Source organism: Candidatus Pelagibacter sp. PS_28 (assembly GCF_059417885.1).
In genome coordinates this window covers 151,768-177,999 of the sequence record NZ_CM182070.1, presented here as the reverse complement: position 1 = coordinate 177,999, position 26,232 = coordinate 151,768, and the positions used below count along the sequence as shown (strand labels likewise).

31 protein-coding genes, 1 tRNA gene and 1 rRNA gene are annotated in these 26,232 nt (G+C 25.9%); 13 read left to right on the top strand and 20 right to left on the bottom strand.

What is annotated here, in order from left to right:
• The first annotated feature begins 53 nt into the window (after positions 1–53).
• The 11 genes from tkt to AC5SMR_RS00890 all read left to right on the top strand — a co-directional run bounded on the left by tkt (position 54) and on the right by AC5SMR_RS00890 (position 8,312).
• Entirely contained in the window at positions 54–2,012 is a 1,959-nt protein-coding gene (gene tkt, locus AC5SMR_RS00940; protein ID WP_494577045.1) for a transketolase, read from the top strand.
• Between the two features lie 2 nt (positions 2,013–2,014).
• On the top strand, positions 2,015–3,022 hold the full coding sequence (gap, locus tag AC5SMR_RS00935; protein WP_271616090.1) for a type I glyceraldehyde-3-phosphate dehydrogenase: 1,008 nt from the start codon (positions 2,015–2,017) through the stop codon (positions 3,020–3,022).
• A complete protein-coding gene (locus AC5SMR_RS00930) occupies positions 3,022–4,200 on the top strand; it encodes a phosphoglycerate kinase (protein ID WP_494577044.1) in 1,179 nt (392 codons plus the stop codon). Before gap ends, AC5SMR_RS00930 begins: the two co-directional genes overlap by 1 nt.
• 1 nt (position 4,201) lies before the next feature.
• Positions 4,202–5,212 carry a class I fructose-bisphosphate aldolase gene (locus AC5SMR_RS00925; RefSeq protein WP_494577043.1) on the top strand — a complete coding sequence of 337 codons (1,011 nt, stop codon included), beginning with the start codon at positions 4,202–4,204 and terminating at the stop codon, positions 5,210–5,212.
• Positions 5,199–5,822 carry a thiamine phosphate synthase gene (gene thiE, locus AC5SMR_RS00920; RefSeq protein WP_494577042.1) on the top strand — a complete coding sequence of 208 codons (624 nt, stop codon included), beginning with the start codon at positions 5,199–5,201 and terminating at the stop codon, positions 5,820–5,822. Before AC5SMR_RS00925 ends, thiE begins: the two co-directional genes overlap by 14 nt.
• On the top strand, positions 5,819–6,379 hold the full coding sequence (gene efp, locus AC5SMR_RS00915; RefSeq protein WP_494577041.1) for an elongation factor P: 561 nt from the start codon (positions 5,819–5,821) through the stop codon (positions 6,377–6,379). The genes thiE and efp overlap by 4 nt, the downstream gene beginning before the upstream one ends.
• Before the next feature lie 5 nt (positions 6,380–6,384).
• Entirely contained in the window at positions 6,385–7,125 is a 741-nt protein-coding gene (locus tag AC5SMR_RS00910) for an inositol monophosphatase family protein (RefSeq protein ID WP_494577040.1), read from the top strand.
• A 35-nt stretch (positions 7,126–7,160) separates the two neighbouring features.
• Complete coding sequence (rpmE, locus tag AC5SMR_RS00905; protein WP_494577039.1) at positions 7,161–7,391, top strand: 50S ribosomal protein L31; 231 nt, start codon at positions 7,161–7,163, stop codon at positions 7,389–7,391.
• Positions 7,392–7,979, top strand: a complete 588-nt coding sequence (locus AC5SMR_RS00900) for a DUF1013 domain-containing protein (RefSeq protein WP_006997325.1) — start codon at positions 7,392–7,394, stop codon at positions 7,977–7,979.
• Between the two features lie 55 nt (positions 7,980–8,034).
• Positions 8,035–8,229, top strand: a complete 195-nt coding sequence (rpsU, locus tag AC5SMR_RS00895) for a 30S ribosomal protein S21 (RefSeq protein WP_006997326.1) — start codon at positions 8,035–8,037, stop codon at positions 8,227–8,229.
• A gap of 6 nt (positions 8,230–8,235) precedes the next feature.
• Positions 8,236–8,312, top strand: a tRNA-Met gene (locus tag AC5SMR_RS00890).
• Positions 8,313–8,330: 18 nt separating this feature from the next.
• Here AC5SMR_RS00890 and AC5SMR_RS00885 read toward each other — a convergent pair.
• The 14 genes from AC5SMR_RS00885 to AC5SMR_RS00820 form a co-directional block, all read right to left on the bottom strand.
• On the bottom strand, positions 8,331–9,029 hold the full coding sequence (locus tag AC5SMR_RS00885; RefSeq protein ID WP_494577038.1) for a transaldolase family protein: 699 nt from the start codon (positions 9,027–9,029) through the stop codon (positions 8,331–8,333).
• Between the two features lie 5 nt (positions 9,030–9,034).
• On the bottom strand, positions 9,035–10,429 hold the full coding sequence (locus tag AC5SMR_RS00880; RefSeq protein ID WP_494577037.1) for an NAD(P)(+) transhydrogenase (Re/Si-specific) subunit beta: 1,395 nt from the start codon (positions 10,427–10,429) through the stop codon (positions 9,035–9,037).
• Between the two features lie 2 nt (positions 10,430–10,431).
• Positions 10,432–10,740 carry a proton-translocating transhydrogenase family protein gene (locus tag AC5SMR_RS00875; protein ID WP_020169127.1) on the bottom strand — a complete coding sequence of 103 codons (309 nt, stop codon included), beginning with the start codon at positions 10,738–10,740 and terminating at the stop codon, positions 10,432–10,434.
• 4 nt (positions 10,741–10,744) lie between these two features.
• Positions 10,745–11,833 carry a Re/Si-specific NAD(P)(+) transhydrogenase subunit alpha gene (locus tag AC5SMR_RS00870; protein WP_494577036.1) on the bottom strand — a complete coding sequence of 363 codons (1,089 nt, stop codon included), beginning with the start codon at positions 11,831–11,833 and terminating at the stop codon, positions 10,745–10,747.
• Between the two features lie 9 nt (positions 11,834–11,842).
• Positions 11,843–11,953 (bottom strand): aa3-type cytochrome c oxidase subunit IV, encoded by a 111-nt coding sequence (locus tag AC5SMR_RS00865; RefSeq protein ID WP_494577035.1) that lies wholly within the window; start codon positions 11,951–11,953, stop codon positions 11,843–11,845.
• A 5-nt stretch (positions 11,954–11,958) separates the two neighbouring features.
• Positions 11,959–12,084 (bottom strand): type B 50S ribosomal protein L36, encoded by a 126-nt coding sequence (gene ykgO, locus AC5SMR_RS00860; RefSeq protein WP_006997331.1) that lies wholly within the window; start codon positions 12,082–12,084, stop codon positions 11,959–11,961.
• A gap of 13 nt (positions 12,085–12,097) precedes the next feature.
• Positions 12,098–12,212, bottom strand: a 5S ribosomal RNA gene (gene rrf, locus AC5SMR_RS00855).
• A 52-nt stretch (positions 12,213–12,264) separates the two neighbouring features.
• Positions 12,265–13,146 (bottom strand): NAD-dependent epimerase/dehydratase family protein, encoded by an 882-nt coding sequence (locus AC5SMR_RS00850; protein WP_494577034.1) that lies wholly within the window; start codon positions 13,144–13,146, stop codon positions 12,265–12,267.
• Complete coding sequence (locus tag AC5SMR_RS00845) at positions 13,146–14,087, bottom strand: GDP-L-fucose synthase family protein (RefSeq protein ID WP_494577033.1); 942 nt, start codon at positions 14,085–14,087, stop codon at positions 13,146–13,148. The genes AC5SMR_RS00850 and AC5SMR_RS00845 overlap by 1 nt, the downstream gene beginning before the upstream one ends.
• Complete coding sequence (gmd, locus tag AC5SMR_RS00840) at positions 14,080–15,120, bottom strand: GDP-mannose 4,6-dehydratase (RefSeq protein WP_494577032.1); 1,041 nt, start codon at positions 15,118–15,120, stop codon at positions 14,080–14,082. Before gmd ends, AC5SMR_RS00845 begins: the two co-directional genes overlap by 8 nt.
• 2 nt (positions 15,121–15,122) lie before the next feature.
• Entirely contained in the window at positions 15,123–15,944 is an 822-nt protein-coding gene (locus AC5SMR_RS00835) for an NAD-dependent epimerase/dehydratase family protein (RefSeq protein ID WP_494577031.1), read from the bottom strand.
• On the bottom strand, positions 15,941–16,741 hold the full coding sequence (locus AC5SMR_RS00830; protein WP_494577030.1) for a glycosyltransferase family 2 protein: 801 nt from the start codon (positions 16,739–16,741) through the stop codon (positions 15,941–15,943). The genes AC5SMR_RS00835 and AC5SMR_RS00830 overlap by 4 nt, the downstream gene beginning before the upstream one ends.
• Positions 16,728–17,459, bottom strand: coding sequence for an FkbM family methyltransferase (locus AC5SMR_RS00825; protein WP_494577029.1), 732 nt, complete (start codon positions 17,457–17,459; stop codon positions 16,728–16,730). Before AC5SMR_RS00825 ends, AC5SMR_RS00830 begins: the two co-directional genes overlap by 14 nt.
• Complete coding sequence (locus AC5SMR_RS00820; RefSeq protein WP_494577028.1) at positions 17,452–19,131, bottom strand: DUF8201 family protein; 1,680 nt, start codon at positions 19,129–19,131, stop codon at positions 17,452–17,454. Before AC5SMR_RS00820 ends, AC5SMR_RS00825 begins: the two co-directional genes overlap by 8 nt.
• A gap of 42 nt (positions 19,132–19,173) precedes the next feature.
• On the opposite strand from AC5SMR_RS00820, the gene AC5SMR_RS00815 reads away from it, so the two are divergent.
• Both AC5SMR_RS00815 and AC5SMR_RS00810 read left to right on the top strand, forming a co-directional pair.
• Positions 19,174–20,421 (top strand): hypothetical protein, encoded by a 1,248-nt coding sequence (locus tag AC5SMR_RS00815; protein ID WP_494577027.1) that lies wholly within the window; start codon positions 19,174–19,176, stop codon positions 20,419–20,421.
• The gene (locus AC5SMR_RS00810; protein WP_494577026.1) at positions 20,422–21,096 is read left to right on the top strand and encodes a glycosyltransferase family 2 protein; all 675 of its coding nucleotides are present in this window, start codon (positions 20,422–20,424) and stop codon (positions 21,094–21,096) included.
• Here AC5SMR_RS00810 and AC5SMR_RS00805 read toward each other — a convergent pair.
• The 6 genes from AC5SMR_RS00805 to AC5SMR_RS00780 form a co-directional block, all read right to left on the bottom strand.
• Positions 21,073–21,717 (bottom strand): class I SAM-dependent methyltransferase, encoded by a 645-nt coding sequence (locus AC5SMR_RS00805; RefSeq protein ID WP_494577025.1) that lies wholly within the window; start codon positions 21,715–21,717, stop codon positions 21,073–21,075. The two genes, AC5SMR_RS00810 and AC5SMR_RS00805, sit on opposite strands and share 24 nt — an antisense overlap.
• Before the next feature lie 10 nt (positions 21,718–21,727).
• Entirely contained in the window at positions 21,728–22,780 is a 1,053-nt protein-coding gene (locus AC5SMR_RS00800) for a hypothetical protein (protein ID WP_494577024.1), read from the bottom strand.
• A complete protein-coding gene (locus tag AC5SMR_RS00795; protein ID WP_494577397.1) occupies positions 22,753–23,448 on the bottom strand; it encodes a glycosyltransferase family 2 protein in 696 nt (231 codons plus the stop codon). The genes AC5SMR_RS00800 and AC5SMR_RS00795 overlap by 28 nt, the downstream gene beginning before the upstream one ends.
• A 46-nt stretch (positions 23,449–23,494) precedes the next feature.
• A complete protein-coding gene (locus AC5SMR_RS00790; protein WP_494577023.1) occupies positions 23,495–24,115 on the bottom strand; it encodes an HAD family hydrolase in 621 nt (206 codons plus the stop codon).
• A gap of 12 nt (positions 24,116–24,127) precedes the next feature.
• The gene (locus tag AC5SMR_RS00785) at positions 24,128–24,883 is read right to left on the bottom strand and encodes an FkbM family methyltransferase (RefSeq protein WP_494577022.1); all 756 of its coding nucleotides are present in this window, start codon (positions 24,881–24,883) and stop codon (positions 24,128–24,130) included.
• Positions 24,884–25,146: 263 nt separating this feature from the next.
• Entirely contained in the window at positions 25,147–26,232 is a 1,086-nt protein-coding gene (locus tag AC5SMR_RS00780; protein ID WP_494577021.1) for a glycosyltransferase, read from the bottom strand.

The following is a 26,232-nucleotide window of genomic DNA, read 5'->3' as shown; positions in this document are numbered from 1 at the left end:
ATATATATATTTATATTATTAAATTGAGTCTTCTAAGTCTAGATAGGATATTTTTGAACAAATTACATAAAGATTTATCAAACGCAATAAGGTTTTTATCTATAGATGCTGTGCAAAAGGCAAATTCGGGTCATCCTGGAATGCCAATGGGTATGGCAGACGTAGCAACAGTTTTATTCAAAAGTTTTCTTAGATTTAATCCAAAAAATCCTAACTGGATAAATAGAGACAGATTTGTTTTATCTGCTGGTCATGGATCTATGCTTCTTTACTCTTTATTACATTTAACTGGGTACAAAAGTATTTCTTTGAATGATATTAAAAATTTTAGACAATTAAAATCTATTTGTGCGGGTCATCCTGAGTATCACCCTGGTACTGGTATTGAAACTACGACAGGTCCTCTTGGACAAGGAATTGCTAATTCAGTTGGTTTCGCTATTGCAGAGGAAATTTTGAAGCAAAAACTAGGTAAAGAAATAATAAACCATAAAACTTATGTTTTAGCTGGAGATGGATGTTTAATGGAAGGCATTAGCCATGAAGCAATGAGTTTAGCAGGACACTTAAAGTTAAAAAATCTAGTTATGCTTTTTGATAACAATTCAATATCTATTGATGGACCAACTAGCTTGGCAGTTTCAGATAATTTCAAGAAGAGATTTGAAAGTTATGGTTGGGATTACATACTAATCAATGGTCATAACGAAAGAGAAATTTTTTCAGCATTAAAAAAAGTTCAAAATGCTAAAAGACCAACAGTTATTTCATGCAAAACAAAAATTGGTTATGGCTCACCTAATAAATCTGGTAAAGCCTCTTCGCACGGTAGCCCTATTGGCTTAGATGAAATCAAATTAGTTAGAAAAGTATTAGATTGGAAACACAAACCTTTTGAAATTCCTAAAAGTATTTTGAATGAGTGGAGAAAAATTGGTAATAAGGGTGCAAAACTTGATTCTGCATGGAGTAAAATTTATAAAAGAAAAAAAAATTTAGTAGATAAAGTTTTTAAAAATAATTTCTCTAAAGCTTTAAAAAGTGAAAAACAAAATTCTCTTAGAGAAAACAAAAGTCTAGCCTCAAGAAAAGCTTCTGAATTAACTCTTAATGCTCTTACGAGAGAAAATAATACGTTAATTGGTGGTTCAGCTGACTTAGCAGGATCTAATAACACTAAAACTAAACATCATAACGCTATTAATTCTGTTAATTTTAATGGTGATTATATTCACTACGGTGTTAGGGAGCACGCCATGGCAGGAATAATGAATGGTTTGGCACTTCATAGTAAATTTATTCCATATGGGGGAACTTTTTTAATATTTTCTGATTATTGTAAACCTTCCATTCGTTTATCTGCTTTGATGCAACAGCGAGTTATTTATGTAATGACCCACGACTCAATTGGTTTAGGGGAAGATGGGCCAACACACCAACCTATAGAACAACTGTCTGGATTAAGATCTATTCCTAATTTAAATGTTTTTAGACCAGCAGACAGAATGGAAACTATCGAGTGTTGGGAACTAGCATTAAAAAATTTGAAGACACCAAGTGTGTTATCTTTAACAAGACAAAATCTTGAACCTATTAGAAAAAAATATTCAAATATAAATAAATGTTCTTTTGGAGCTTACGAGGTTTTAAGAACTCATAAAAAAATTAATTTAACGATATTTGCTAGTGGTTCTGAGGTTAATTTAGCAATTGAGACTAGCCATAAATTAGCCAAAGATAAAATTTATTCTAAAGTTATATCAGTACCATGCCAAGATATTTTTGATTTACAGTCAAAATCATATAAGAAAAAAATACTTAATGAAGCAAAATTTAAAATATCTATTGAAGCCGCTTCAACAGATTGCTGGAAAAAATATATTGGAACTGAGGGTTTAGCTTTTGGAATTGATACATTCGGTAAAAGTGCACCCTACAAAGAAATTTATAAATATTTTGGATTAACAGTTCAAAATATTTCACAAAAAGCAAAAAAACTAATAAAGAGTTAAATATGACAATAAAAGTTGGTATCAATGGAATGGGAAGAATTGGCAGAATGGTAATTAGAGCTATCATTGAAAGCCAAAACAAAAACATAAAAATCAAACACATCAATAACCGATCAAATTCTGAAGCCAGCTGTTCTTTAATTAAATACGATTCTATTCATGGTAAATTTAATGCAGATTTAGATTATGATGAAAAACATTTAATTATTAATAATAATAAAATAACATTTTCACAAGAATCTAATATTGAAGATATTAACTGGAAAAAATTTGATGTTGATTATGTTTTTGAATGTACTGGAAAATTTAATTCAAAAGAAAAATTATTAGCTCATATAAAAAATGGGGCTAAAAAAGTTATAGTTTCAGCTCCATGCAAAAATGCTGATAAGACAATTGTCTATGGAGTAAATGAAAATATTTTGACAAAAGATGATCAAATTATTTCTGCGGCCTCTTGTACAACTAACTGTCTTGCACCTGTGGCTAATATTTTAAATGAAACTTTTGAAATTGAAAAAGGGTTTATGACAACTATTCATGCTTTCACAAGTGATCAAAGAATTTTGGACAATTCCCATAAAGATCCTAGAAGAGCAAGATCTGCCAGTCAATCTATTGTGCCAACTTCTACGGGTGCTTCAAAAGCAATTGGTGAGATTATACCTTCATTAAAAGGAAAACTTGAAGGCATTGCAATGAGAGTGCCAACTCCTAATGTTTCCCTTATAGAACTAGTTTTTTGTACAAAAAAAGAGATGAGCAAAGAGACAATTAATGAGGCATTTACTATCGCCTCTAAAGAACAATCAAAGAAAGTTTTAGAAGTTACTTTAGAAAAATTAGTTTCAATTGATTTTAATCATAATTCAGCTTCAGCAATTGTTGATTTGTCTTTAACTAATGTAGTTGGTAAAAATATGGGAAAAATTTCAGCGTGGTATGATAACGAATGGGGCTTTTCAAATAGAATGTGTGACATAGCAGAACATCTTCATCAAGTCTCTTAATGAGAAATATTCAAGACGAGACTAATTTTAATCAAAAAAAAGTATTACTTAGGTTGGATTTAAATGTTCCATTAGATAATGGAAAAATTACTGACACTACTCGAATAGATAAAATTTTACCTACTATTAATTTTTTATTAAAAAATGAAGCAAAGATAATAATACTATCTCATGTAGGTAGGCCCAAGGGCAAAGTGGTAAGTGAACTCTCTCTTAAACCAATATGTGAAGATCTAAAAAATAAACTAAACCAAAATATAAAATTAGTTTCAAAAAATATAAAAGAAATTAAATCTACTGATTTATTTAATGAACATGATGAAAAAATTGTAATCCTTGAAAATCTTAGGTTTTATGAAGAGGAAGAAAAAAATGATAATGGTTTTGCAAAGCATTTAGCAAGTCTAGCTGATATTTATGTTAATGATGCTTTTTCATGTTCGCATAGAGCTCATGCTTCAATTTTTGAAATTACTAAATTTATTCCTTCATACGCTGGCCTCCAATTAAATTTAGAAATTGATGCACTAACTAAAATTACATCTGAAATTCAAAGACCTATAACATGCATCATAGGGGGTTCTAAAATATCTTCTAAAATTAATATCATTAAGAACTTAATTGCTAAATTTGATAATATTATAATAGTTGGTGGAATGGCCAATAATATACTTAGATATAAAGGATATGAAATTGGAAAATCTATTCAAGAAGATAATTGTGATAAAATTATTGAAGAAATATTTTTTTTATCAAAAAAGGAAAACTGTAAGATAATTTACCCTGAAGATGTTGCTGTAGGGAAAAACTTAGATGGATCAGCTAAAATAAAGGAACTAAATAATGTTTCTAGAGAAGAGTTAATTTTAGATATTGGTCCCAAGACAATTAAAGCTATCAATTCATTAATTGAAGAAAGTAGTACTATCTTGTGGAATGGGCCAGCAGGTTATTTTGAAAACTCTAATTTTGCCAAAGGAAGTCTTGAAATAGCAAAAAAGATTATTGAAAAAAATAAGAGTAATACAATTTACTCAGTTGCAGGTGGTGGTGATACCGTTTCTCTTTTAAATGGTATTGGAGCAATTAATAATTTTAATTTTGTTTCAACTGCGGGTGGTGCTTTTTTAGAATATCTTGAAGGAAAAGAACTTCCTGGTATAAAGGCTCTTAATTAACATGTCAGAACTTAACAAAATTGCATTAAAAATACTATCTAATGGTAAAGGAATCCTTGCGGCAGACGAAAGCAATGGAACCATGACTAAAAGATTAGAATCTGTCAATGTGCCTTCCACCCCGGAAAATAGACTTTTATTTAGAGAAACTCTCTTCTCATCAAGTGGGATGAAAGATTTTATTGGTGGTGTTATTTTGTATGATGAAACTATCAACCAAACATCGAACTTGAAGCAGACTATTCCAGAATTAATTTCTAAATCTGGAGCAGTTCCAGGAATTAAAGTTGATACAGGTGCAAAAATTCTGGCAGGCTCTCATGAGGAAAAAATTACAGAAGGCCTGGATGGCTTAAGAGAAAGACTAAAGGACTACTATAAACTTGGAGCAAGATTTACAAAGTGGAGAGGTGTTTTTAATATTTCAGATAAATATCCAAGCAAATTGTCCATGCACTCCAATGTTCATGCACTTGCAAGATATTCAGCTTTAGTCCAAGAATGTGGAATGGTTCCAATTGTAGAACCTGAAGTTTTAATGGATGGAGATCATTCTGCCAAAACTTGTTTTAATAAAACTTCTGAAGTTATTAAAAAATGCTTTGAAGAATTAATAATTAATAAAATAGATTTAAGTGGTGTAATTTTAAAGCCTAATATGATTTTAGCAGGAACTGCTGCTGACAAAAAAATATCAAGTGAAGAAGTTGCAAAGCTTACCCTAAAATGCTTAAAAGAAAATGTACCAACTGATGTACCAGGAATTGCTTTTTTATCTGGTGGACAAACAGAAGTAGAAGCAACAGAAAATTTAAACTTAATTAATAAGCATAATGACACAAATTTTATTATGACTTATTCATATGGTAGAGCCTTACAACAAAGTGCACTTAAATTTTGGTCAAAAGACATTAATAATACTAGTGGTACTCAAAAAATCTTTAACCACAGAGCAAATATGTGCACGCTTGCAGCTCAAGGCAAATGGTCAAAAGAACTTGAAACAAAATAAAACAAATAAGAAATTTATTTATCTTATTTCTCCAAATAAAATACTTGATATAAATTTTTACGATGATTTAGCTCTAGTATTTAGTTCAAAAAAAATAAGTTTCTTTCAGCTAAGACTTAAAAAAGAAACAAATTCAAATAAGCTAATTATTGGAAAAAAAATTAGAAAAATTTGTAATAAGTATAAAGTTAAATTTTTAATCAACGACGACCCTCTACTTGCTAAAAAACTAAATGCAGACGGTTGTCATTTAGGTCAAAAAGATATGGACTTAATAAAAGCTAGAAAAATATTAAAGAACAAAATTATTGGTGTGACCTGTCATAATTCTATAAATCTAGCAAAGAGAGCAATTAAAGATGGTGCTGATTATTTAGCTTTTGGTGCATTTTATGCAACTAAAACTAAAAGAGTTAAATATAGAGCCAGTTTAACTGTATTAAAATCTATAAAAAAAATAACCTCCTTGCCAATTGTAGCTATTGGCGGCATAAAACTAAATAATTATAAAAAACTTTTATTGAATAAAGCTAACTTTTTGGCTATTTCAGGCTACATTTGGAATAATAAAAAATACAAACCATTAGAAGCTATTAAAAAATTAAAATGAAATTATACGCAAGTGAAATTAGAGTTGGAATGTTAATTGAATATAAGGATGACCTTTGGCAAGTTTTAAAGACGCAACATGTAAAACCTGGCAAAGGTGGTGCTTTTGCCCAAGTTGAGATGAAAAGTGTTAACAAAAATACAAAATTAAATGAAAGATTTAGATCAAGTGAGTCTGTTGAAAAAGCTTCATTAGATGAAACAAAATTTAATTATCTTTATAGCGATGAAACTGATTATTATTTCATGGACCCAAAATCTTATGAACAAATAAATATTAAAAAAGAAACAATTGGAGAAAAAGGTAAAATGTTAACTGAAAACTTAGAAGTCAGTATAAGTTTTTATAATGAAAAACCTTTAACAGTTGAATTGCCCAATCAAGTAACGTGCACGATTGATACAACTGATGTTGCTTTAAAAGGGCAAACAGTTTCCTCTTCTTACAAACCCGCAACTTTAGATAATGGTGTAAATATTCAAGTCCCTCCATTTATTGAAAGCGGAGATAAAATCATAGTCGATACGAGAACTATGGAATATGTCAAAAAAATATAAATTATATGCAATCAATATCAGCCAATCTAAATGTCATGATAAAGGCTGCAGAAAAAGCGTCTAGAGCTTTAATTAGAGATTTTGGAGAAATAGAAAAACTACAAGTTTCAATCAAAGGGCCTACTGATTTTGTATCAAATGCTGATTTAAAAGCTGAGAAAATAATTATAGAAGAATTAAAAAAAGCAAGACCCTACTATTCTATTATTAGTGAAGAAGATGGTTCTGAAACTAATAAAGATAAAGAACATACATGGATAATTGATCCTATAGATGGCACTACTAATTTTTTACATGGCGTTCCTCACTTTGCAATTTCAATTGCTTTAAAATCTGGTGATGAAATAGTTTCAGGATTAATTTATGATCCAATAAAAGACGAAATGTTTTATGCTGAAAAAGAAAGTGGAGCGTTCTTTAACAATCAAAGAATTAGAGTATCCAAAAAAAGAGAGCTTAATAGCTGCTTGTTTGCTACAGGCGGCATAACTAAAAATGAAGTTGATTTGCCTTTAAGAAAATCTGGAAGTGCAGCACTTGATATTGCCTATGTTGCGGCTGGTAGATACGATGGTTATTTTCAAAATGATCTAAATTTGTGGGATATAGCTGCTGGCATAATAATGGTAAAAGAGGCAGGTGGCTTAATTAATGAAATTGACCTCTCCCAAAATAAAAACATCAAAATAAGAGCTTCTAGTATGACAATTAATGACAAAATGCTTGAAAAATTAAAGAACTTTTAATTGTTTTATAAAATTCTTTTGCTATAAGTCTCGATATGAAAAAAGACATACACCCAGACTACCACATAATTAAAGTAGAAATGACTGATGGAACTCAATTTGAGACAAGATCAACTTGGGGAAAAGAAGGAGAGGTTTTAAAATTAGAAATCGATCCAAAATCTCATGCTGCTTGGACAGGTGGAAAACAAAAATTGATGGACAAGGGTCGTGTGAGCAAATTCAATAAAAAATTCCAAAATTTCAGATCAGAAAAGAAAGATTAAATGTCAAACGTACCATTAATGCCAATGGCAACCGCTGTTTGGTTAGTAGAAAATACAACACTTACTTTCAAACAAATTTCAAAGTTCTGTAATTTGCATGAGGTTGAAGTGCAAGGTATTGCAGATGGTGAAGTTGCAAAAGGAATTATGGCTTACAACCCCATTATATCAGGTCAACTTACTAGAGAAGAAATTGAACTAGCTTCAAAAGATGAAAATAAAGAATTACAGATAAAAAATACTGATATTGAAATTTCAACTGAAGATAAAAAAATTAAAAAATATATTCCTTTATCTAAAAGGCAAGATAAGCCAGATTCAGCTTTATGGTTAATCAAACATCATTCTTTATTAAAAGATTCACAAATAGCAAAACTAGTTGGAATAACCAAGGCTTCTGTTACTGCGATTAAGAATAAAAGTTATTGGAATTATAACAATTTAAATCCTAAAGACCCTGTAGCATTGGGGTTATTCTCTCAAAAGGATCTAATTGATGCTATTGAAAAAGCTGAAAGAAGAATAAAAAGAGAAAAAAAAGAAAAAGAGAAAGCAAAACTAACAAGAGAAGTTTCGAACATTGAATAATTTTGATAGACACCAAAATTATATAATGGTACTTAAACTTTCTTAAAAAATATTTATGAAAATAGAAGTTAAAGATAACAATATTGAACAAGCTCTAAGAGTTTTAAAAAGAAAATTACAACGTGATGGTTTTTTTAAAGTAGTAAAATTAAAAAGTGTTTATGAAAAACCTTCTGAAAAGAAAAAAAGAATTTTACAAGAAAATATTAAAAGAGTTAAAAAGCTTAATAAGCTTAAAAACAGAATTTAGATATACCGCGGGGTGGAGCAGTCTGGTAGCTCGTCAGGCTCATAACCTGAAGGTCGGCGGTTCAAATCCGTCCCCCGCAACCAACACTCTCGACAAATTAATTAAATTTTAAACCTAGATTTTTTACTATCAACTAAAAATGCTTTAACAGTTTCTTTGGTAAGTTGATCAAATGTTTTTCCAAAATTTTCTATTTTTTCAATAGTTGTTGGTGGGATAGTTATAATATGACAACCTAATTGTTTTGCCTGTAAGTAATTATAAGGTTCTCTGACACTAGCCCAAAGTATCTCTACATTTTTAAATTTTTTTGCTAAAGCTATACTTTTTTTAAATTCTGGAACTGGGTCCCTACCAGTGTCTCCTGCTCTACCTGCAAATATTGAAATTATAACTTTAGTATTTTTATTAATTAATTTTAAAATTTTTTCTGTTTGTTTTGCGCTATAAATTGCCGTGATATTAAGTTTAATGTTTAAACTATTAAGTTCTTTAATAATTTTACCCATAAAAACACCTTTAGAATTGGCAACCGGTACTTTTACATAAACATTCTTTCCCCAAGTATTAATCTGGAGCGCTTGTTTTTTCATTTCTTTATATTCGTCTGCGAATACCTCTAGTGAAACAGGTTTATTGTTGCAAATTTTTAATATTTTTTTAGAATACAATTTATAATCTTTAGCTCCTGCTTTTCTCATTAAGCTAGGATTAGTTGTAAAACCTTTTACAATTTTTTTCTTATTAAACTTCTTTATTTGATCTAATTCTGCAATGTCACAAAAAATTTTTGTTGTCATTAGTCTTAAAGGTTTTTTGTTATATCTTCAGTCATCTTTTTTGCATCAGCAAATAACATTAAAGTATTTTCTTTATAAAACAGGTCATTATCGATTCCAGCATATCCAGGGGACAAACTTCTTTTTACAAACAATACAGACTTACATTTTTCAACATCTAATACTGGCATTCCATAAATTGGACTTTGTGGGTCAGTTTTCGCAACAGGATTTGTTACGTCATTAGCTCCAATAACAAATGCAACATCTGCATTAGCAAAATCATTATTAATTTCTTCAAGTTCAAAAACTTCATCATATGGAACATTAGCTTCAGCTAATAAAACGTTCATATGCCCTGGCATTCTTCCTGCAACAGGATGAATTGCATAAGTAACTTTAATGTCATTTTTCTTTAATGTATCAACCATCTCTCTTAGTGCGTGTTGTGCTTGAGCTACCGCCATTCCATAACCTGGAACAATTATAACAGAAGAGGCATTTTTCATTAAGAAGGCTGCATCTTCAGCATTACCACTCTTAACGGGTTTTTGTTCTTTATTTCCAGATGATGCAGATTGTTCTGTTGCACCAAATCCTCCTAAAATTACATTAAAGAAAGAACGGTTCATACCTTTGCACATTATGTAAGATAAAATTGCACCAGAAGATCCAACAAGAGCACCTGTTATAATTAATGCAGTATTTTCTAAAGTAAAACCTATTCCTGCCGCAGCCCAACCAGAGTACGAGTTTAACATTGAAATTACTACTGGCATATCTGCTCCACCAATTGGGATGATTAATAAAAATCCAATTAGAAATGAAACTGCAATTAATATCCAAAAAAAGTTAGATGACTGCGATGAGCAAAGTAAATAAGTTAAAACTAGAATTGAAATTAATAATAAAGCATTAAGAAAATGTTGTCCCTTAAAAGTGATTGGTGACCCTGACATTATTCCTTGAAGTTTTAAAAAAGCAATTATTGAGCCTGAGAATGTTATGGCACCAACTGCAGCTCCAATGGACATTTCAATTAAGCTTGCAAGTTTAATGGCACCAACTGATCCCAAGTTAAATGCTTCCGGATTTAAGAAAGCCGAGATTGCAACAAAAACTGCTGATAGTCCAACTAAGCTATGAAATCCTGCTACCAACTCTGGCATAGCAGTCATTGGTATCTTATAAGCGATGAATGCCCCTATAAGTCCACCTACTAGTAAGAAAATTAATACATAAATTAGTCCACTAGAAAAATTTCCAACCGATAAAAAAGTAACTGTAATGGCTATCACCATACCCAGAATTCCAAAAAAATTGCCTTGTCTTGATGTTTCAGGTGATGAAAGACCTCTTAATGCCAATATAAATAAAACTCCTGATACTAGATAAAATATTGCTGATAAATTTGCTGACATAACTATTTATCTTTCTTCTTTTTTTTATACATTTGAAGCATTCTTTGAGTGACCAAAAATCCACCAAATATATTAATGGCGGCAAGAGATATTGCTAAAAAACCAAGAATGTTCGAGATTGTAAAAACATTATCTGTACTTCCTGCTAAACCTGCAATTATAGCACCAACAATAATTACTGATGATATAGCGTTAGTAACCGACATTAATGGTGTATGTAAAGATGGAGTTACACTCCATACAACATAATAACCAATAAAAATTGACAAAATAAATATGCTTAATCTAAATATAAAAGGGTCTATTTCCATAAATCTATTTTATTAAAGTTTTCTCAATTATCTCATCTTCAAAATTAATATTAATCTTTTTATTCTCTTTATCATATAAGTTGGACACAAAATTAAATACATTTTTTGAATATAGGTTCGATGCTGAAACAGGAAGTTTATTAAGTATGTTTGTTTCACCCATAATTTTCACACCATTTTTAACTACAACTTTATCAACTTCAGTAAATTCTGCATTTCCACCTTGAATTGCTGCCAAATCATAAATAACAGAGCCTGATTGCATATTATCAATCATAGAACCTTTAATAATTAATGGAGCTTTTTTGCCTGGAATTAAAGCAGTACATATTACAATATCAATTTTCTTTAAAGTTTCTGCTAAAAGATCCTCTTGCTTTTTTTTAAATTCTTCTGAGGCTTCTTTTGCATAGCCACCTTCTGTCTCAAGATTCTCAGATCCTTCAACAGTTAAAAATTTTCCCCCTAAACTTTCGACCTGTTCTTTTGATGCCATTCTAACATCTGTTGCAAAAACTATTGCGCCCATTCTTTTCGCAGTTGCAATAGCTTGAAGACCAGCCACACCCGCACCGACCACTAATACTTTTGCTGCTGGAATAGTTCCTGCTGCTGTCATCATCATGGGTATTGCTTTTTCAAAATTTGCAAACGACTCGATCACCGCTTTATAGCCAGCAAGGTTGGCTTGGGAAGAAAGTATATCCATTGATTGAGCTCTAGTTATTCTTGGTAACATTTCTAAAGAAAAAACATTAATATTTTTTTTAGATAAGTTTTCTATTTTTTCTTTATTAGCATAAGGATTGAATACTCCAATAAGCGTTTGGTTTTCTTTTAAATTTGAAAGGTTTTCATCAGATGGTAATCCTAATTGAATAATAATATTAGCTTTACTTAATATTTCTGTTTCGTTAGTAGAAATTTCAACACCTAACTCTTTGTAGTCACTATCCTTAAAGCCTAGATGTTCACCATATTTTTCAATTAAAAATATTTCAAAACCAAGAGCTATGTATTTTTTTGCAATCTCAGGCGTGATTGCAATTCTTTTCTCAATTTTTTGATTTTCTAAAGTTGAAACAATTCTCATATGAGAACTCTATAGCAAGAATATTGCCATTAAAACTAAAACAACAATAACAGCGACAGTTCCCCACAATGCAAACTTTGTGAAATTTTTCCAGGTATTCTTATGGTCTTGATCGTCCATAAAAACTACTTCTGTCTTGCTTTAAATTTTGGGTTTGTTTTATTAATTATGTAAACTCTTCCTCTTCTTCTAACTAACTTAGAATTAAGGTCTCTTTTTTTTAGTGATTTTAACGAGCTTTTAATTTTCATAATAATTTTTTTTAGCCGGCAATGTCCTACTCTTCCGTGTCTTAAGACAAAGTACCATTGGCGCTGAAGGGCTTGACTTCCGAGTTCGGAATGGGATCGGGTATTACCCCTTCGCAATAATCACCGGCGAAAGTGTTATATCTAATTAATGAACTTTGTAAACCATGAATTATGGTATCTTTAAGTGCTTTTAATAAAGCTTTTTATATAATCTTTGAGTTTAATTTTGCCAAATTTCTTATAAACCTTATTTGAAAGATTAAGGCTTGTTAACGCAGAAGCAAACCTTTCGCCTCGTCTTGAAGGTAATAATTTGATTTTTGAATTAAACATTTTAGCAACTTCAATTATAGTATAACTCTTTTTATTTGAGATACTATAATGTCTACATTTATTTTTTTTCCAAGCATAATAACATGCATCAATTGTATCATCTATATGCGTAAACCTTCTTGATTGAGTGCCAGGTCTAACAACTGTTAATGGCTTTTTATTTTTATACTGATCTTCAAATATCCCAATTACTGTAGCCATACTACCTTCACCTATTTGTTTTGGCCCATAAACATTGTAAAAATAAATAATTTCAAATTTTAGATTATACCAGCGCTTTATATTTTCTAACATCTCGAGATTTTTTGCTTTAGTAAAAGCGTAAGGTGACAAATTTTTATCGTGTCCTTTGTTTCCAATGCTTGCTGATGTTGCTGAATATATTAATTTAATTTTATTAGATAGACAAAAATTAAATACCTCATGTGATCCTATGGTATTAGAGCTTATACACTCATTCATTTTAAAAAAGCTCTGATATATTCTTGCAAATTCACCAAAGTGAAAAATTGAATGTATATTTTTTTTGTGTTTATTTAATATTTTAGAAATATTTTTTGTGTGAGAATTAATATATTTAATTCTTTTGTCTTTTAAGTGATTCTTTTTTGACCCTGTGGAATAATTATCAATACTAATAATCTTAAATTTAGTTTTTTTTAAAAATAACGAAATAAGGTTAGACCCCACAAAACCCGCACCACCAGTAACTACCAAAATACTTTTCATTATCTTTTTTTTAATTTTGAAAAATCCTTATAAGTTTTATAAAGAGCCTCTTTTAAAGTGTTTTTATAGAACCACCCGTAACTTTTTGCTAACGAAACATCTAAAACTTTTCTTGGTGTACCGTTAGGCTTTGACAGGTCATACTTGATCTTTATTTTTTTATCGGGAACAACTAATTTTATTATTAATTTTGCATAATCAAGAATTGAATAATCTTTTCCAGTTCCAATATTAATGAATGTTTCTTTAAGTTTTTTATTCATAAAATATATGCATGCATCAGCTATATCATCCACATAGATCGCTTCTCTTTTCACTTTACCATTGCCCCACAATGTCAAAGTGCTTTTTTTATTATATTTTAAATTATGAGCCTTTTTTATAAGTGCGGGCAAAAAATGGGAATTAAGTTCATTATAATTATCATTTGGACCAAATGTATTTGTAGGCATTAAGCATTTATAATTTGTCTTATATTGTTCATTATAACTTTGACACATCTTTATACCTGCAATTTTTGCTATAGCATAAGCGTCATTAGTTTTTTCAAGTTGCCCATTCATTAAATAGCTCTCTTTTATAGGCTGTTTACATAACCTTGGATAAACACAACTAGAGCCTAAAAATATAAGGTCTTTAATATTACTTAAGTATGCCGAATGAATTATATTTATTTGTATCGCTAAATTATTATAAATGTATTCAGCTTTAAATTTATTATTTGAATATATGCCACCTACTTTTGCTGCTGCAAGAAATATAAATTCTGGTTTTTCTTTTTTCAAAAATTTTAAAACCTGTCTTTGATCTGTTAAATCAAGTCTAGATTTTTCTCTAATTAATATGTTTTTAAAATTTTTTTCTTTTAATCTTCTTACTATTGCACTTCCAACTAGACCCTTGTGGCCAGCAACAAAAATTTTGGAGTTAGTATTAATCATGCTTTAGGGATTTTAACTCTGAAGTAACCATTTCTTTTACTAATTCTTTAATCTTAATTTTTGGCTTCCAATTTAGTTCTTTTTTTGCTTTTTTGGCATTTCCTAAAAGCGTATCTACCTCTAAGGGTCTGAAGTAAGCTGCATCACATTCAATAATAATATTCTTATTTTTATCGTAGCATTTTTGCTTAATACCTTTTCCTTGCCACGTATGTTTAATTTTTAATTCATTAAGCACTAAATTAACAAATTCTTTAACACTATGTTCTTTGCCAGTAGCTATTACATAGTCACTAGGAGTTTTTTTTTGCATCATTTTCCACATTGCAACAACATAGTCTCTAGCATGGCCCCAATCTCTTTTAGCCTCTAAATTTCCTAAAAATAGTTTTTTTTGTAATCCAAATTTAATCTTACAAAGTGCTCCAACAATTTTTTTTGTTACAAATGTTTCACCTCTTACAGGACTCTCGTGATTAAAAAGTATCCCATTGCATGCAAAAATATTATATGCCTCTCTATAATTCACTGTAATCCAGTGAGCATAGACCTTTGCTACCCCATATGGGCTTCTAGGATAAAATGGAGTTTTTTCATTTTGTGGAATTTCTTGTACTTTTCCAAACATTTCAGAAGTACCCGCTTGATAAAATTTAGTTTTATTTTCAAAACCATGAAATTTAATCGCTTCTAAAATTCTTAATGCTCCAATTGCATCTGCATTGGCAGTGTATTCTGGCACTTCAAAAGATACAGCAACATGAGATTGTGCAGCAAGATTGTAGATTTCATCTGGTTTAATCTTTTTGATTAAAGTAGATACAGAAATTGAGTCTGTGATATCTCCATAATGTAAAATAAAACTTCTATTTTTAAAATGTGGGTCTTGATAAAGATGGTCTACCCTGCCAGTATTCAATGATGATGATCTTCTTTTTACCCCATGAACAGTGTAATTTTTTTTTAAAAGGAGCTCAGCCAAATAAGATCCATCTTGACCAGTTATACCAAAAATTAATGCTGTTTTTTTCATCTTTATCTAAAAATTAATTTACTAATTTTTTTACAATCATTTTCTAAATCAATTAATCTATTTTTAATATTAATTTTTTTCATTAACTTATCATTATTTAAATAAAAACTTTGTTTTTTATAATTATTTGGCATTTCTTTTAATTTATTTTGATGATCATTAAATTCATTAAGCCATTTAACTAATTTGTCGAGATAAACTTTTTTACCTAAAGAAATATTGTAAGTGCCAAATGCCCTTACTTTTATTAATTTCTCTACAATTTCACAGAATTTATAGATTGATAAAAAATCCTTATAAATTTTATCATTTTTAATGATGATACCTTTTTTTGTGTTTTCTAAAAAAAAATCAATAAATGTTTTATATAGTTTTCTTTTTTTGTTATTAAATTTTTTAATACCCACTATATTACTAATTCTGAGAATTAATACCTTTTCCTTTAATAGTTTCTTGAGTTTATTTTCTGTTCTAATTTTATTTTTTGAATAGTTACAGACAGGATAAGTTTTTTGAGTTTCTTTAATATTATTTTTTATTCTATAAACTTTTCTTGAACTAAGAAAAATTTGTAAAATTTTTAAATTATGTATTTTTTGAGCTATTAAAAAATCATGATCATATTTTTCATTATATAAATTTTTATTATATCTATTATTAGATGTGCAATTAATTATATAATTAAATTTTTTGAAATAATTTTCTTTTTTATTTAATATATCTTCAAATTTTATAATTTTAACCAAGAAAAAAAATTTTAATGAATTAAAAAGACTTGATCCTATAAAACTTTTTTTACCAACAATTAAAATAGAAGTTTTCATTTTTTTATAAATAAATTAATAACATTAGTTAAATACTCATCAAAAGTAATTTTCTTTTTTATATTATTCTTTTTAAATAAATACTTGGTAAAATCATGAGCTTCCTTTCTTCTTTTCCACCAATTTAAAGACCACTTTTTAAATACACTAGTTACTTGTGTCGAAGACTGCTGGTAATATGTCAAATGATTATTTGCTATAAACAATTTCTTAAAATCTAAAAAACCTTGCAATGCAATTCTAAAGTCTAACCAGATACTTGGAAATTTTTTTATTTTAAAAATATTAAATATTTTTTTTAAATATTCTCTTTCAATTGAAATACAACTTTGGCTAGTAAATCTTGGCCAGGGAGTTAGCCTAGTATTTCTTTCTTTTATTTTAAATGGATAAAAATTTTTTTTATCAAAATAAATAAAAGGTTTGTCAAAAATTAATTTTAATGAATTATTACATTGAAATAAGTTTATTATTTTTTTTAATTTATTTTTTTTAAAAAAATCATCACTATCTAAAAAACATATATAATCACCTTTTGATTTGACAAAACCATTATAATATGAATTCATCTGATCATAAGCTGCAATATTAGTTTTTTTTTTGTTTTGAATTATCTTAACTTTATTTTCATACTCTTTTAAAACCTTTATTGATTTATCAGTTGACATATCATCTACAATAATTATTTCTTTATTTTTATATTGCTGATTAATTACAGAATCTAGAGACCTTTTTAAATATTTTGCATTATTATAATTAACTATAATTACACTTATCAAATATTTATTTTTTTTCATTCTCATAAATATATTCAAAAGATTTTCTGAATTTCATTTTCAATTTATATTTTTTGTAGAAATTATTTTTATTTAATAACATATTAATATCAGATAATTTATAGCCTTTATTAATCATGAGATCAAAGTGATGCTCAATATATATATATTTAATTTTTATAAAATTAAAATTTTCAATTCCTTTTAAAACATTATATTCAAACCCTTCAGTGTCAATTTTAAGAATATCTATTTCTTTAATTTTATTATCTAAAATTATTTTTGATAAATTGATTACTGTAACTTTCTGTGTTTTTTTCATAAATTCTTTATTTTGATCAAAAAGGGAAATTATTCTTTTTTTTTTTTTAAAATAATCAGTGTTTTGATTAATTTTATGAAATGTTGATGAGGCGCTGTCACTCATTATATTTAAATATTTTATCTCATTTTTTTTTCCAACACCAAAATTGTAAATACTGATATTTTTATTTAAATATTTATTGTTTTTTCTTAACTGATTATAAAGTTCTTCATTAGGCTCAAAAGCTAATATCCTATTTATTAAAAAATTATTTAAAAAAAAATCTATTGTTTCACCTTTGTGGGCTCCAATATCAATAATATTCAAGGGTTTATTTTTTAATTTTTTTTTAAAAAAATTAAGAATTTTTTTTTTATTTGAATAATCAATCAAATTAATCAAAACATTAAATATCTTAAAAAATAAACTATTCATCATCGCTTTTATAAATCATTTTCATCCATAAATATTTCTTAAGTCTTATGCCTGGATTGTAAGAACATGGTGTTTTTGATGCCCAACACATATTGTTTTTTGGCTTATATATTACTAGATCATTCGAACTTGTAATAATTTCACTTTTTACATCAGGTACATGAAAATAAGGGCTTGAAATAATGTCATAATTATAAAAATTAATTTCATTAATTATTCTGTCTAAATTTCTTAAATTATAAATAGTCAGAGTAATCAAAATTAGAAAAATTGATCTATAATATATCTTGCCATATTCAATTTTTTTTTTCTCAAGATATCTTGAAGTAAGTATGAATACCGGCAATGCAAAAAGTATATAACCACCATATCTCATGGAAGGATGATTTAAAAACCATTCCAATAAAAAAAGAAGTGGTATTACGCAATAAATCTTGAAATTTTTTCTTTTAATTTTTTTATTTGAGGGCCCATTAAATAGCAAAATTACTATCAATGTTATTAAAAATATTCCACCCAGTGTATCAGAAATTTTACCAATAAAATGTTTTTTGTACCAGTTTTGAACCCAGTTAAAATTTTTAATATACTCTTCTTTTGATAATTTATGTTTGTAATTTGGACCACCACCAGATTTTGCCCACCATTCATAGTGCGTACTCATTTTTTTAACTGTTGATTTTGGTATTGACCATTCAAATTTCTCAAAACATGTTTTTTCTGCTGGATATGCTAAGCAACCTGTTGAAAAAAAACTTTTAGAAATAAAAACGGAAGAAAATAGGAAAATAATAAGTAAAAAAGTAAATTGTTTTAAAAAATAATTAAAATTTATTTTTTTTTCTAAAAACAAAAATAATGCTAACGAGAAATATATGTAATATAAAACTTTAATACTTGCTGCTAAAGCAATTATAAGAAAAAATAAATTGATAAGAAAATTTTTATTTTTTTCTTTTGTGTACAATATTTCAAAAAAAAGTAAAAATATTATTATTAGTAAAATTTGAGAAGATCTATCAGTACCATGTTCGCTAATTCTGTAAAAAACAATATTTATAAAAATAAAACTAAGTAAACTTAAGAAATATAAAAAATCAAAATTTTTTTTTTTTAATTTTTCAATAATGTTGGATAAAATTATTATATTAAAAAAATAAAGTATAAAAAATGGGCCAGTATGAAACAGGAAATACTTTATGCCAGGCATATATAATATGGAATGATAATAAAACATTGATGAGGGCGTTCTAAATCCATGTCCGAATGCACCTGTTCCAATTAAAAAACTATTTTCACTTAAATTTAGTGCATATGTAAGGTGATAATAAGGAAAATCATCATGATTTTTAAATATAAAAACCCCTAATATCATTACTGAGATCATGACCAAGCATAATGCATAATCTTTTTTAACCACATCTTTGATAAAAAATAAAAATGAAACTAAACCTACCAGATGTAAAATTGTATTATGGTAAAAATTATGGGGATAAAAAAAAGAAGTTATTGCCGAGATGAAGGTTAAGAAAAAAATTCCAATTATTCCAATATATCCTAAATTCAATTTTAGGAATTCTTTTTCAAAGATTTTTGAAAAAATAACCCCATACCCAATAGAAGACGAGATGAATACTAGCACGTATAGGAAAAATGTTAAATGTTCGATCATGTAAGAGTTTAATTAAGCAAAGATTAATATATAAATCTAAAAATGAAAAATGATATAATAAAATTCAATAATTTAATTTTAATCCTAATTTTTATATTATTATATTTATCGTTAATCATTGGTTTTTATTTTAATGAGGATAGCACTGGTGGAGCTTTTTTAGATTACAGAGGTCAAAAAGGTGTTTCTAAAGCTTTTGCAATTAATTTTAAAGATACATTTTTAAATTATGATAATTTTGCAACAAGACATTCACCTGTATTAATAATTTTTTTATCTTTTTTTGAAAAAATTAATCTTAGTGATAACTTAATCAGAATAATACATTTGCATATTTTATTAGTTTTACCATTTGTATTTTACTTAATTTTAATTGAAAAATTTAGATATATTGAAAAAAAATATTTATTATTAATTGTTGGTTTGGTCTTTTTATCTCCAACATTTAGATCTTTATCGATTTGGCCTGATAGCAGATTGTTAGGGTTAAGTATTTTTTCTTTAAGTATTTTCTTTTATTTATTTTTTCTAAAAACACATCAACTAAAATATTGTTTTTTAAACATAATTTTTTGTGCATTTTCAGCTTATATCAGCCCAAATTTTTCAGTTTTTTCAATTTATTTTTTTTACTTTTTTTATAAAAAGTATAGCTATTTTAGTAGAGAATTAATTTATATAATTCTAACTAACATCTTATTGTCTCTGCCTGCATTATATTATCTATTTGTTCTAGATGTAAACTTTATAACAAAAACAGCAGCAATAACTGAAAAAAAAAAATTAATTTTTTTTAGTAATATAGCAAATCAAATATTAATAATTCCATCAATAATATTTTTTTATTTTTTACCTTTTTATTTAACAAATATTTTAAATCTAAATTTTAAGAATATTACAAGTAAAATTATAATAAGCTTACTGATATTTATAATATGCCTAATTTATTTTGATTATAAATTTAGTTACACAGGTGGAGGAGTATTTTTTAAAACTTCTTATTTTTTATTTGAGAATAATTATTTATTTTACTTAATAAGTTATATCTCTTTACTATTTTTATTTTTAATATTGTCAAATAAGTTTGAAAATTATTTGATTTTTTTATTGATATTATTAAGCAACCCACAAACATCTATTTATCATAAATATTATGATCCTTTTTTAATTATAATACTTTTTTCCTTGGTTAATATAGATTTAGATATAAAGAAAATTATGAAATTTAAGACTAATGTCTTTATTTATTTGTATTTTACAATGTTTCTGATACTTGGATACCTTAAATAAATGAACACTATAACTTTAGTCATACCAGCTAAGTTTGAAAATCACTCACTTCCTTTAGTCCTTGATGAACTAAAGGATTATAATTTCAAAAAATTAGTAATTTTACAAAAAGATGACTATGAAACAATAAATTCAATAAAAAATTATAGCTGTGAAATACTCTATCAAAAAAATAAAGGTTACGGTGATGCTTTAATAGCGGGCATTAACCATACAAAAACTAAATATTTTTGTATTTTTAATGCTGATGGATCTTTTAATCCTAAAGAAATTAATCGTATGTTTAAAAAACTTGAAGAAAATAAATTAGATTTTGTATTTGCATCAAGGTATCAGTCAAATTCTGGAAGTGAAGATGATACTATGCTTACTTATGTTGGGAATTTTTTTTTTACACTGTTTGGTAAGGTTTTTTTTAAATTAAATATCACAGATATTTTATATACATTTGTGATTGGAAAAACCTCTTTAGCTCAATCTCTGAATTTAGAAAGAAAAGACTTTACATTCTGTATTGAATTACCCGTTAAAGCTAAACAACAAAAATACAAAATAGATAATATAAATTCTTATGAACGAAAGAGAATAGCTGGATTTAAAAAAGTTAGTGAATTCAAAGACGGCTTTTTAATATTAAAATATTTGATAATATTATTTTTTAGAAAATTTATATAAGAAATAAAATTTTAACTTTTTCAGAAATAAATAAATTCTACTTATATAAAAATTATACTTCCATATCTTATTATTGTTGGGTTTAACATAAAGATCAGAAAATTTTTGTAATTCTGCCAAACCTGTTCCATGAAAATATTTAGTATAAAGTAATTGATCATAATTTTGATGATAAAATTTTTTTATTTCATCATTTATTGAGTCATTAACAATTGATAAAATACTATTTTTTTTTAAGCGATATAAGTAACTTTCAGTATCATCAAAATAAATAAAGCCACCTTTTTTTAAATAATAAAACCAAATATGGAGTAATGTTTTAACATGGTTTGGTTCATGATAACTGTCAATAAATAGAAGGTCCACACCCTTTTCTATAATTGAAAACTTTTTTAATATTTTATCTTTATTTAAATCGTTACATTGAAAGAAATTCCACTCTTTTGAGTTTATAGCATTACTGCAATCTCTAATATCAATTGAAAATAATTGGCCACCTTTATTATTAATGTGATCAAAAAAAAAATTTGTAGATCCACCCCTATTAACTCCAAATTCTAATATAATAGGATTTTTTATATTATTAAGTCTTTCTAAAATTATATTTTTTTTTTCAAACATTTTAAATAATTTACTTATAGTTATTATACTTAAAGTTGAATAAATAAATATAGATAATTATATAGAATATAATTGAAAAAAAAATAGTCACTACTTGAAGTGAGGTTGAGTAGACATCTTTTAATGAGATAATAAATATTAAAGAATTAAATAAAAGTAAAATAAGTGATGAAAAATTATTATTCATTAAATCTGTAAATTTGTTTTTTCTTTTTAAAAAGTAAAAAAGTAATTGATGTAAATGGTTTGTATCTGGAGAAATAGGTGATTTTTTAGTTCTAAATTTTCTAATTATCGAAAATAAGTTTTCAAAACAGGGGTACCATAAAAGTAATATAAAAAAATATGGTGAGATAACTGGATGATTCTGGTGATATTCAATAATCATTAAACCAAAAAATATACTTAATACATAAGCTCCATTATCACCTAAATATAATTTATTAAAGATATTGAACACAAATACCAAAAATAAAATTGTTAAAAACAACAAAATTTCATCAAATTTTGCATTATAATATTGAAAAAAATCAATTTTTATTAAAATAATTGAAATCATTATAAAATAACCAACCAATAATCCATTCAATCCATCTATAAAATTTGACCCATTTATTAAAACAAGTAAGCAAAAAACTACAAAACAAAAATTAAAAAATTTATATTCCAAAATCACGTTAAGAAAGTCAACTCTTGTATCTATAATTTCCAATTTAGAAAAAAATATTAATAAGATTATAAAAAATGCTTGTATTAAAAGTCTTTTTTTGGCTGACTTTAAAATTTTTAAATCTGTAAAGATACCTAACAAAAAAAATGAAAAAATAACCATTATTTCAAAATATTTATCAAATTTTGCAAAAACTAAAATAAACAAGAAAGTTAAAAAAATTCCACCAATTAAAGGTACACTCTTTTTACAAACAAACTTTTGATGTTTATCACCTGAATGACTTAGTAATAAATTTTTATTAATAAACAGCCTATTTAGAAAAAAAATAACTAAAATAATTGTATAAAAAGAAATTATGGTGCTCATTTTTTTTTTAAGAAATTTAGACATAAACAAGATAGCAAATACAGTGATTTTAAATAGCTATAATTCATATATTTATTGTAAACTTTGAAACCATCAAAAAGTCTTTGTAATAAAGATGATGAAAGTGAATTATCTAATTTTCTCCAACTTACTAGCGTTTCATTTAAAGCCATTATTTTATTATTTTTTTTAAGTAACTTTAGCCATAAAACAAAATCTTCTTTTGTTTTAAGTTTTGGAAATTTTAAACCATTATTAAATAAAAATTTTTTTATTATCACTGTTGATAATCCAATATCACACGATTTTAAAAGAGAATTGTAATTAAGAAAATTTTTAGCAATTCTTTTGCCAATAATTTCATTTTTTTGATTAATAATTTTGTAAGAACTGTGAGATATATCAAAATTGTTATCAATCATAAATCTTAATTGTTTTTCTAATTTTTGACTATGCCATAAATCATCTGAATCTAAGAAAGCAATATATTTTCCTCTACTATGCTTAATACCTATATTTCTGCTTTCTCCAGCTCCTAAATTTTTACTATTTTTAATCACTCTAATTCTTTTATCAATTTTTGAAATTTTTTTTATATATTTATAATCATCTTGATCTGTATCATCATAAATTATAATAAGCTCAAAATTTAAATAGGTTTGATTAAGGATAGAATCAATAGTTTTTTTTATAAATTTTTTTTTTTAAAATATGGTGAAATTATTGAAACTAATTTCATTACAACTTTTCAACATTTTTTGATATATCACTAAATCTTCTAATTTTTGTTATATTATTTTTTTTTTTAATATTTTTTTCAAATCCCCACAAAGCATGAAGATATTTTATCTTTGCTAATTTACTTGCCCGATAGTCATATAGACTATCGCCAACAAAAATAGTATTTTTTTTCTTAACTTTAAGTTTTGACAAAATTTTTATTAAACCTTCAGGATTTGGTTTGCCTTTCTTAATATCATCTGCTGTAACAATGAAATTAAAAAATTTATGTTTTTTTAAAATTTTGAGTGTTCTTTCTCTACTTTTTGAAGTAAAAATTGCCAGATAATATTTTTTTTGCAATTTTTTTAGTTGATACAAGATATCTTTATCTATCTTAAGTGTATCAATTTTTTTTTTTGAAAAATATTCATAATTTTTTTTTATTTTATCAACTTCCATTTTAATTTTCATTTTTTTCATAATGTTTTCAAACGGTAAGCCTAAATATTTTTTATAAACATTAAAATTTAATTTTATATTCATTTTTTTTTGAGTGTTTAATAAAGCAAATTTCATATTACTTAGTGAGTTTATCAGAACTCCATCAAGGTCAAAAATAACTAATTTATTTTTCATTTGCTTAAATGACTATTTATTCTTAATAATATTTTTATTTAAATATAAAACTTCAGCAAAAAAATTAATACCTTCAAATAGATTTTGATTATAATTTTTTATTCCTGAAAATCTGAAATTTGGAAGTAAAAATTTTTCAATATCACTAAATGATAAATACTTGTCATACGTATCATCAAAAATAATTTCTAATTCAATAGCTTTTATTGAATTACTACCAATCAAATTCTTTGCACCAAATAATATTTTTTCTTCGTAACCTTGAGTATCAATTTTTAAAATATCTATGTTTTTAATTGATTTTTTTTTACAATAATTATCTAGTGTTTCAACTTTGACTTTTTCTTTTCCATCTAAAAAGCCTTTTATATCTGTATTATATTGTCTACTTCTTGTTTTTATCCATTCATGCTCAAGATTAAAATTATTGAAAGAAGATACACCAGTTCTTTTAGACAAATTTAATTCTTTATCATATTCATTTTCACCTAAAGCATAGTTGTTTATAAAAATTTCTTTTTGTTTTTCATAATAATTTTTTATGAAATCATATTCTTTTTTAATTGGCTCAAAAGCATGAATAGTTGAAAGGGGAAATATTTTTTTAAATCTTTCGATTGATTGGCCTTTATTTGCCCCAACATCAAAAATAATTAAATTATCTTTGAAAAACATTTTATAAATATCATCAAAATTTAGTCTTTTTTTATCAATTTTTTTGACCTCATATCCAAACATTTCAATGATTTTTTTAATACTTCTTTTCATCAATTGATTAATTATTTTAATAATTTAAATTTTTTTTGTAAATTTTAACATAAACTTATAACATAATTTATCTCTTCTAGTCGAATTTTACTATCACTATACTGCAGGAATTTTAAAAAAAATTGCTATTACTAAACTTGTTTCATTTATAATTTAATATCAAAATATCGTTATACAAGGTTTTTTTAAATTTTAACAAAAAATATTCTATTTTTGATAGTTTTCTTTTTTTAGAATAATAATTATTTTTATTTAATTCCTATTTACTTGATATTTTTTAATAATTTATTTTCTAGATTTTTAAATAAAAATTTATTTAATTTTTTCTTATGTGTTAAATTTTTTTTTGAATAATAATTATAATTAGATACTGATTTTTGCATTCCTTGAAAAATACTCTCAGCATTATTTTTTTTTAAGGGTACGTAATTTTTGCCACAAATATCATTCACACCACTTACATTATTACAAATACAAACTAAATCAAAGTTTACGGCATCGATTAAGGCATTTGGCAAGCCTTCATACAAAGATGGAAAAATAAAATATTTAGATTTAATTAGAATATCTTTAGTACTATTTTTCCAACCTAAAAATTTTACTTTTTTTTCTATATTATAATCCTTGCATATAACTTTTAATCTTCTGGTATCTGGTCCATCTCCACACAAATAAAGTAAAAAATTTTTGTTTTTTTTAATAAATAATTTAAAAGCTTTTAGTATAAGAATTTGATTTTTTTGTTTACAAAATCTACCTATATTTAAAAAAATATTTTTTTTATTATTTATTTTATATTTTCTAACACTTTTTAAATTCATGTTATATTGCAAAATAATTTTTTTCTTATTAATTACTAATTTTTTTAAATTTTCATTCATTTTTCTAGAGTTAACAAATATTTTATAACTCAAGTTGTAAGTAATAATTTTAGTTAAGAATATTAATATAGCTAAAATAATATTATCTGAGTATTTTGTGGCTCCAATAGGGTCTTCTGATACTCTTACAATTAATTTATATCCAATCAATCGACAAATTATTGATGTAAAAAAACTACTTTGAAAAGATATAACTCTTAAATCATTAATTTTTATAGATTTTCTTAGCTGTAAAATTTTATAAGCTGATATAAAACTGCACAAGTATTTATAGATAAAACTAAATTTGTATTTTTTTGTAGTAAAAACTTTTATATTTTTTTTAAATTTTTTTTTATTTATTTTTTTATCTGTAATAATATTAACATTTATTTTTTTTTTACTTAATATTTTCAAATAACTTAGAAAATTTTTTTTTACACCACCTCTTTCAAATGATGGATAAACAAGAATGATATTTTTTATCAT

Coding starts and splice junctions, on each gene's coding strand:
- gap (WP_271616090.1), top strand. CDS start 2,015: ATGACAATAAAAGTTGGTATCAATGGAATGGGAAGAATTGGCAGAATG.
- AC5SMR_RS00930 (WP_494577044.1), top strand. CDS start 3,022: ATGAGAAATATTCAAGACGAGACTAATTTTAATCAAAAAAAAGTATTA.
- AC5SMR_RS00925 (WP_494577043.1), top strand. CDS start 4,202: ATGTCAGAACTTAACAAAATTGCATTAAAAATACTATCTAATGGTAAA.
- efp (WP_494577041.1), top strand. CDS start 5,819: ATGAAATTATACGCAAGTGAAATTAGAGTTGGAATGTTAATTGAATAT.
- AC5SMR_RS00910 (WP_494577040.1), top strand. CDS start 6,385: ATGCAATCAATATCAGCCAATCTAAATGTCATGATAAAGGCTGCAGAA.
- rpmE (WP_494577039.1), top strand. CDS start 7,161: ATGAAAAAAGACATACACCCAGACTACCACATAATTAAAGTAGAAATG.
- AC5SMR_RS00900 (WP_006997325.1), top strand. CDS start 7,392: ATGTCAAACGTACCATTAATGCCAATGGCAACCGCTGTTTGGTTAGTA.
- rpsU (WP_006997326.1), top strand. CDS start 8,035: ATGAAAATAGAAGTTAAAGATAACAATATTGAACAAGCTCTAAGAGTT.
- AC5SMR_RS00885 (WP_494577038.1), bottom strand. CDS start 9,029: ATGACAACAAAAATTTTTTGTGACATTGCAGAATTAGATCAAATAAAG.
- AC5SMR_RS00880 (WP_494577037.1), bottom strand. CDS start 10,429: ATGTCAGCAAATTTATCAGCAATATTTTATCTAGTATCAGGAGTTTTA.
- AC5SMR_RS00875 (WP_020169127.1), bottom strand. CDS start 10,740: ATGGAAATAGACCCTTTTATATTTAGATTAAGCATATTTATTTTGTCA.
- AC5SMR_RS00870 (WP_494577036.1), bottom strand. CDS start 11,833: ATGAGAATTGTTTCAACTTTAGAAAATCAAAAAATTGAGAAAAGAATT.
- AC5SMR_RS00865 (WP_494577035.1), bottom strand. CDS start 11,953: ATGGACGATCAAGACCATAAGAATACCTGGAAAAATTTCACAAAGTTT.
- ykgO (WP_006997331.1), bottom strand. CDS start 12,084: ATGAAAATTAAAAGCTCGTTAAAATCACTAAAAAAAAGAGACCTTAAT.
- AC5SMR_RS00850 (WP_494577034.1), bottom strand. CDS start 13,146: ATGAAAAGTATTTTGGTAGTTACTGGTGGTGCGGGTTTTGTGGGGTCT.
- AC5SMR_RS00845 (WP_494577033.1), bottom strand. CDS start 14,087: ATGATTAATACTAACTCCAAAATTTTTGTTGCTGGCCACAAGGGTCTA.
- gmd (WP_494577032.1), bottom strand. CDS start 15,120: ATGAAAAAAACAGCATTAATTTTTGGTATAACTGGTCAAGATGGATCT.
- AC5SMR_RS00835 (WP_494577031.1), bottom strand. CDS start 15,944: ATGAAAACTTCTATTTTAATTGTTGGTAAAAAAAGTTTTATAGGATCA.
- AC5SMR_RS00830 (WP_494577030.1), bottom strand. CDS start 16,741: ATGAAAAAAAATAAATATTTGATAAGTGTAATTATAGTTAATTATAAT.
- AC5SMR_RS00825 (WP_494577029.1), bottom strand. CDS start 17,459: ATGAATAGTTTATTTTTTAAGATATTTAATGTTTTGATTAATTTGATT.
- AC5SMR_RS00820 (WP_494577028.1), bottom strand. CDS start 19,131: ATGATCGAACATTTAACATTTTTCCTATACGTGCTAGTATTCATCTCG.
- AC5SMR_RS00815 (WP_494577027.1), top strand. CDS start 19,174: ATGAAAAATGATATAATAAAATTCAATAATTTAATTTTAATCCTAATT.
- AC5SMR_RS00810 (WP_494577026.1), top strand. CDS start 20,422: ATGAACACTATAACTTTAGTCATACCAGCTAAGTTTGAAAATCACTCA.
- AC5SMR_RS00805 (WP_494577025.1), bottom strand. CDS start 21,717: ATGTTTGAAAAAAAAAATATAATTTTAGAAAGACTTAATAATATAAAA.
- AC5SMR_RS00800 (WP_494577024.1), bottom strand. CDS start 22,780: ATGTCTAAATTTCTTAAAAAAAAAATGAGCACCATAATTTCTTTTTAT.
- AC5SMR_RS00790 (WP_494577023.1), bottom strand. CDS start 24,115: ATGAAAAATAAATTAGTTATTTTTGACCTTGATGGAGTTCTGATAAAC.
- AC5SMR_RS00785 (WP_494577022.1), bottom strand. CDS start 24,883: ATGAAAAGAAGTATTAAAAAAATCATTGAAATGTTTGGATATGAGGTC.
- AC5SMR_RS00780 (WP_494577021.1), bottom strand. CDS start 26,232: ATGATAAAAAATATCATTCTTGTTTATCCATCATTTGAAAGAGGTGGT.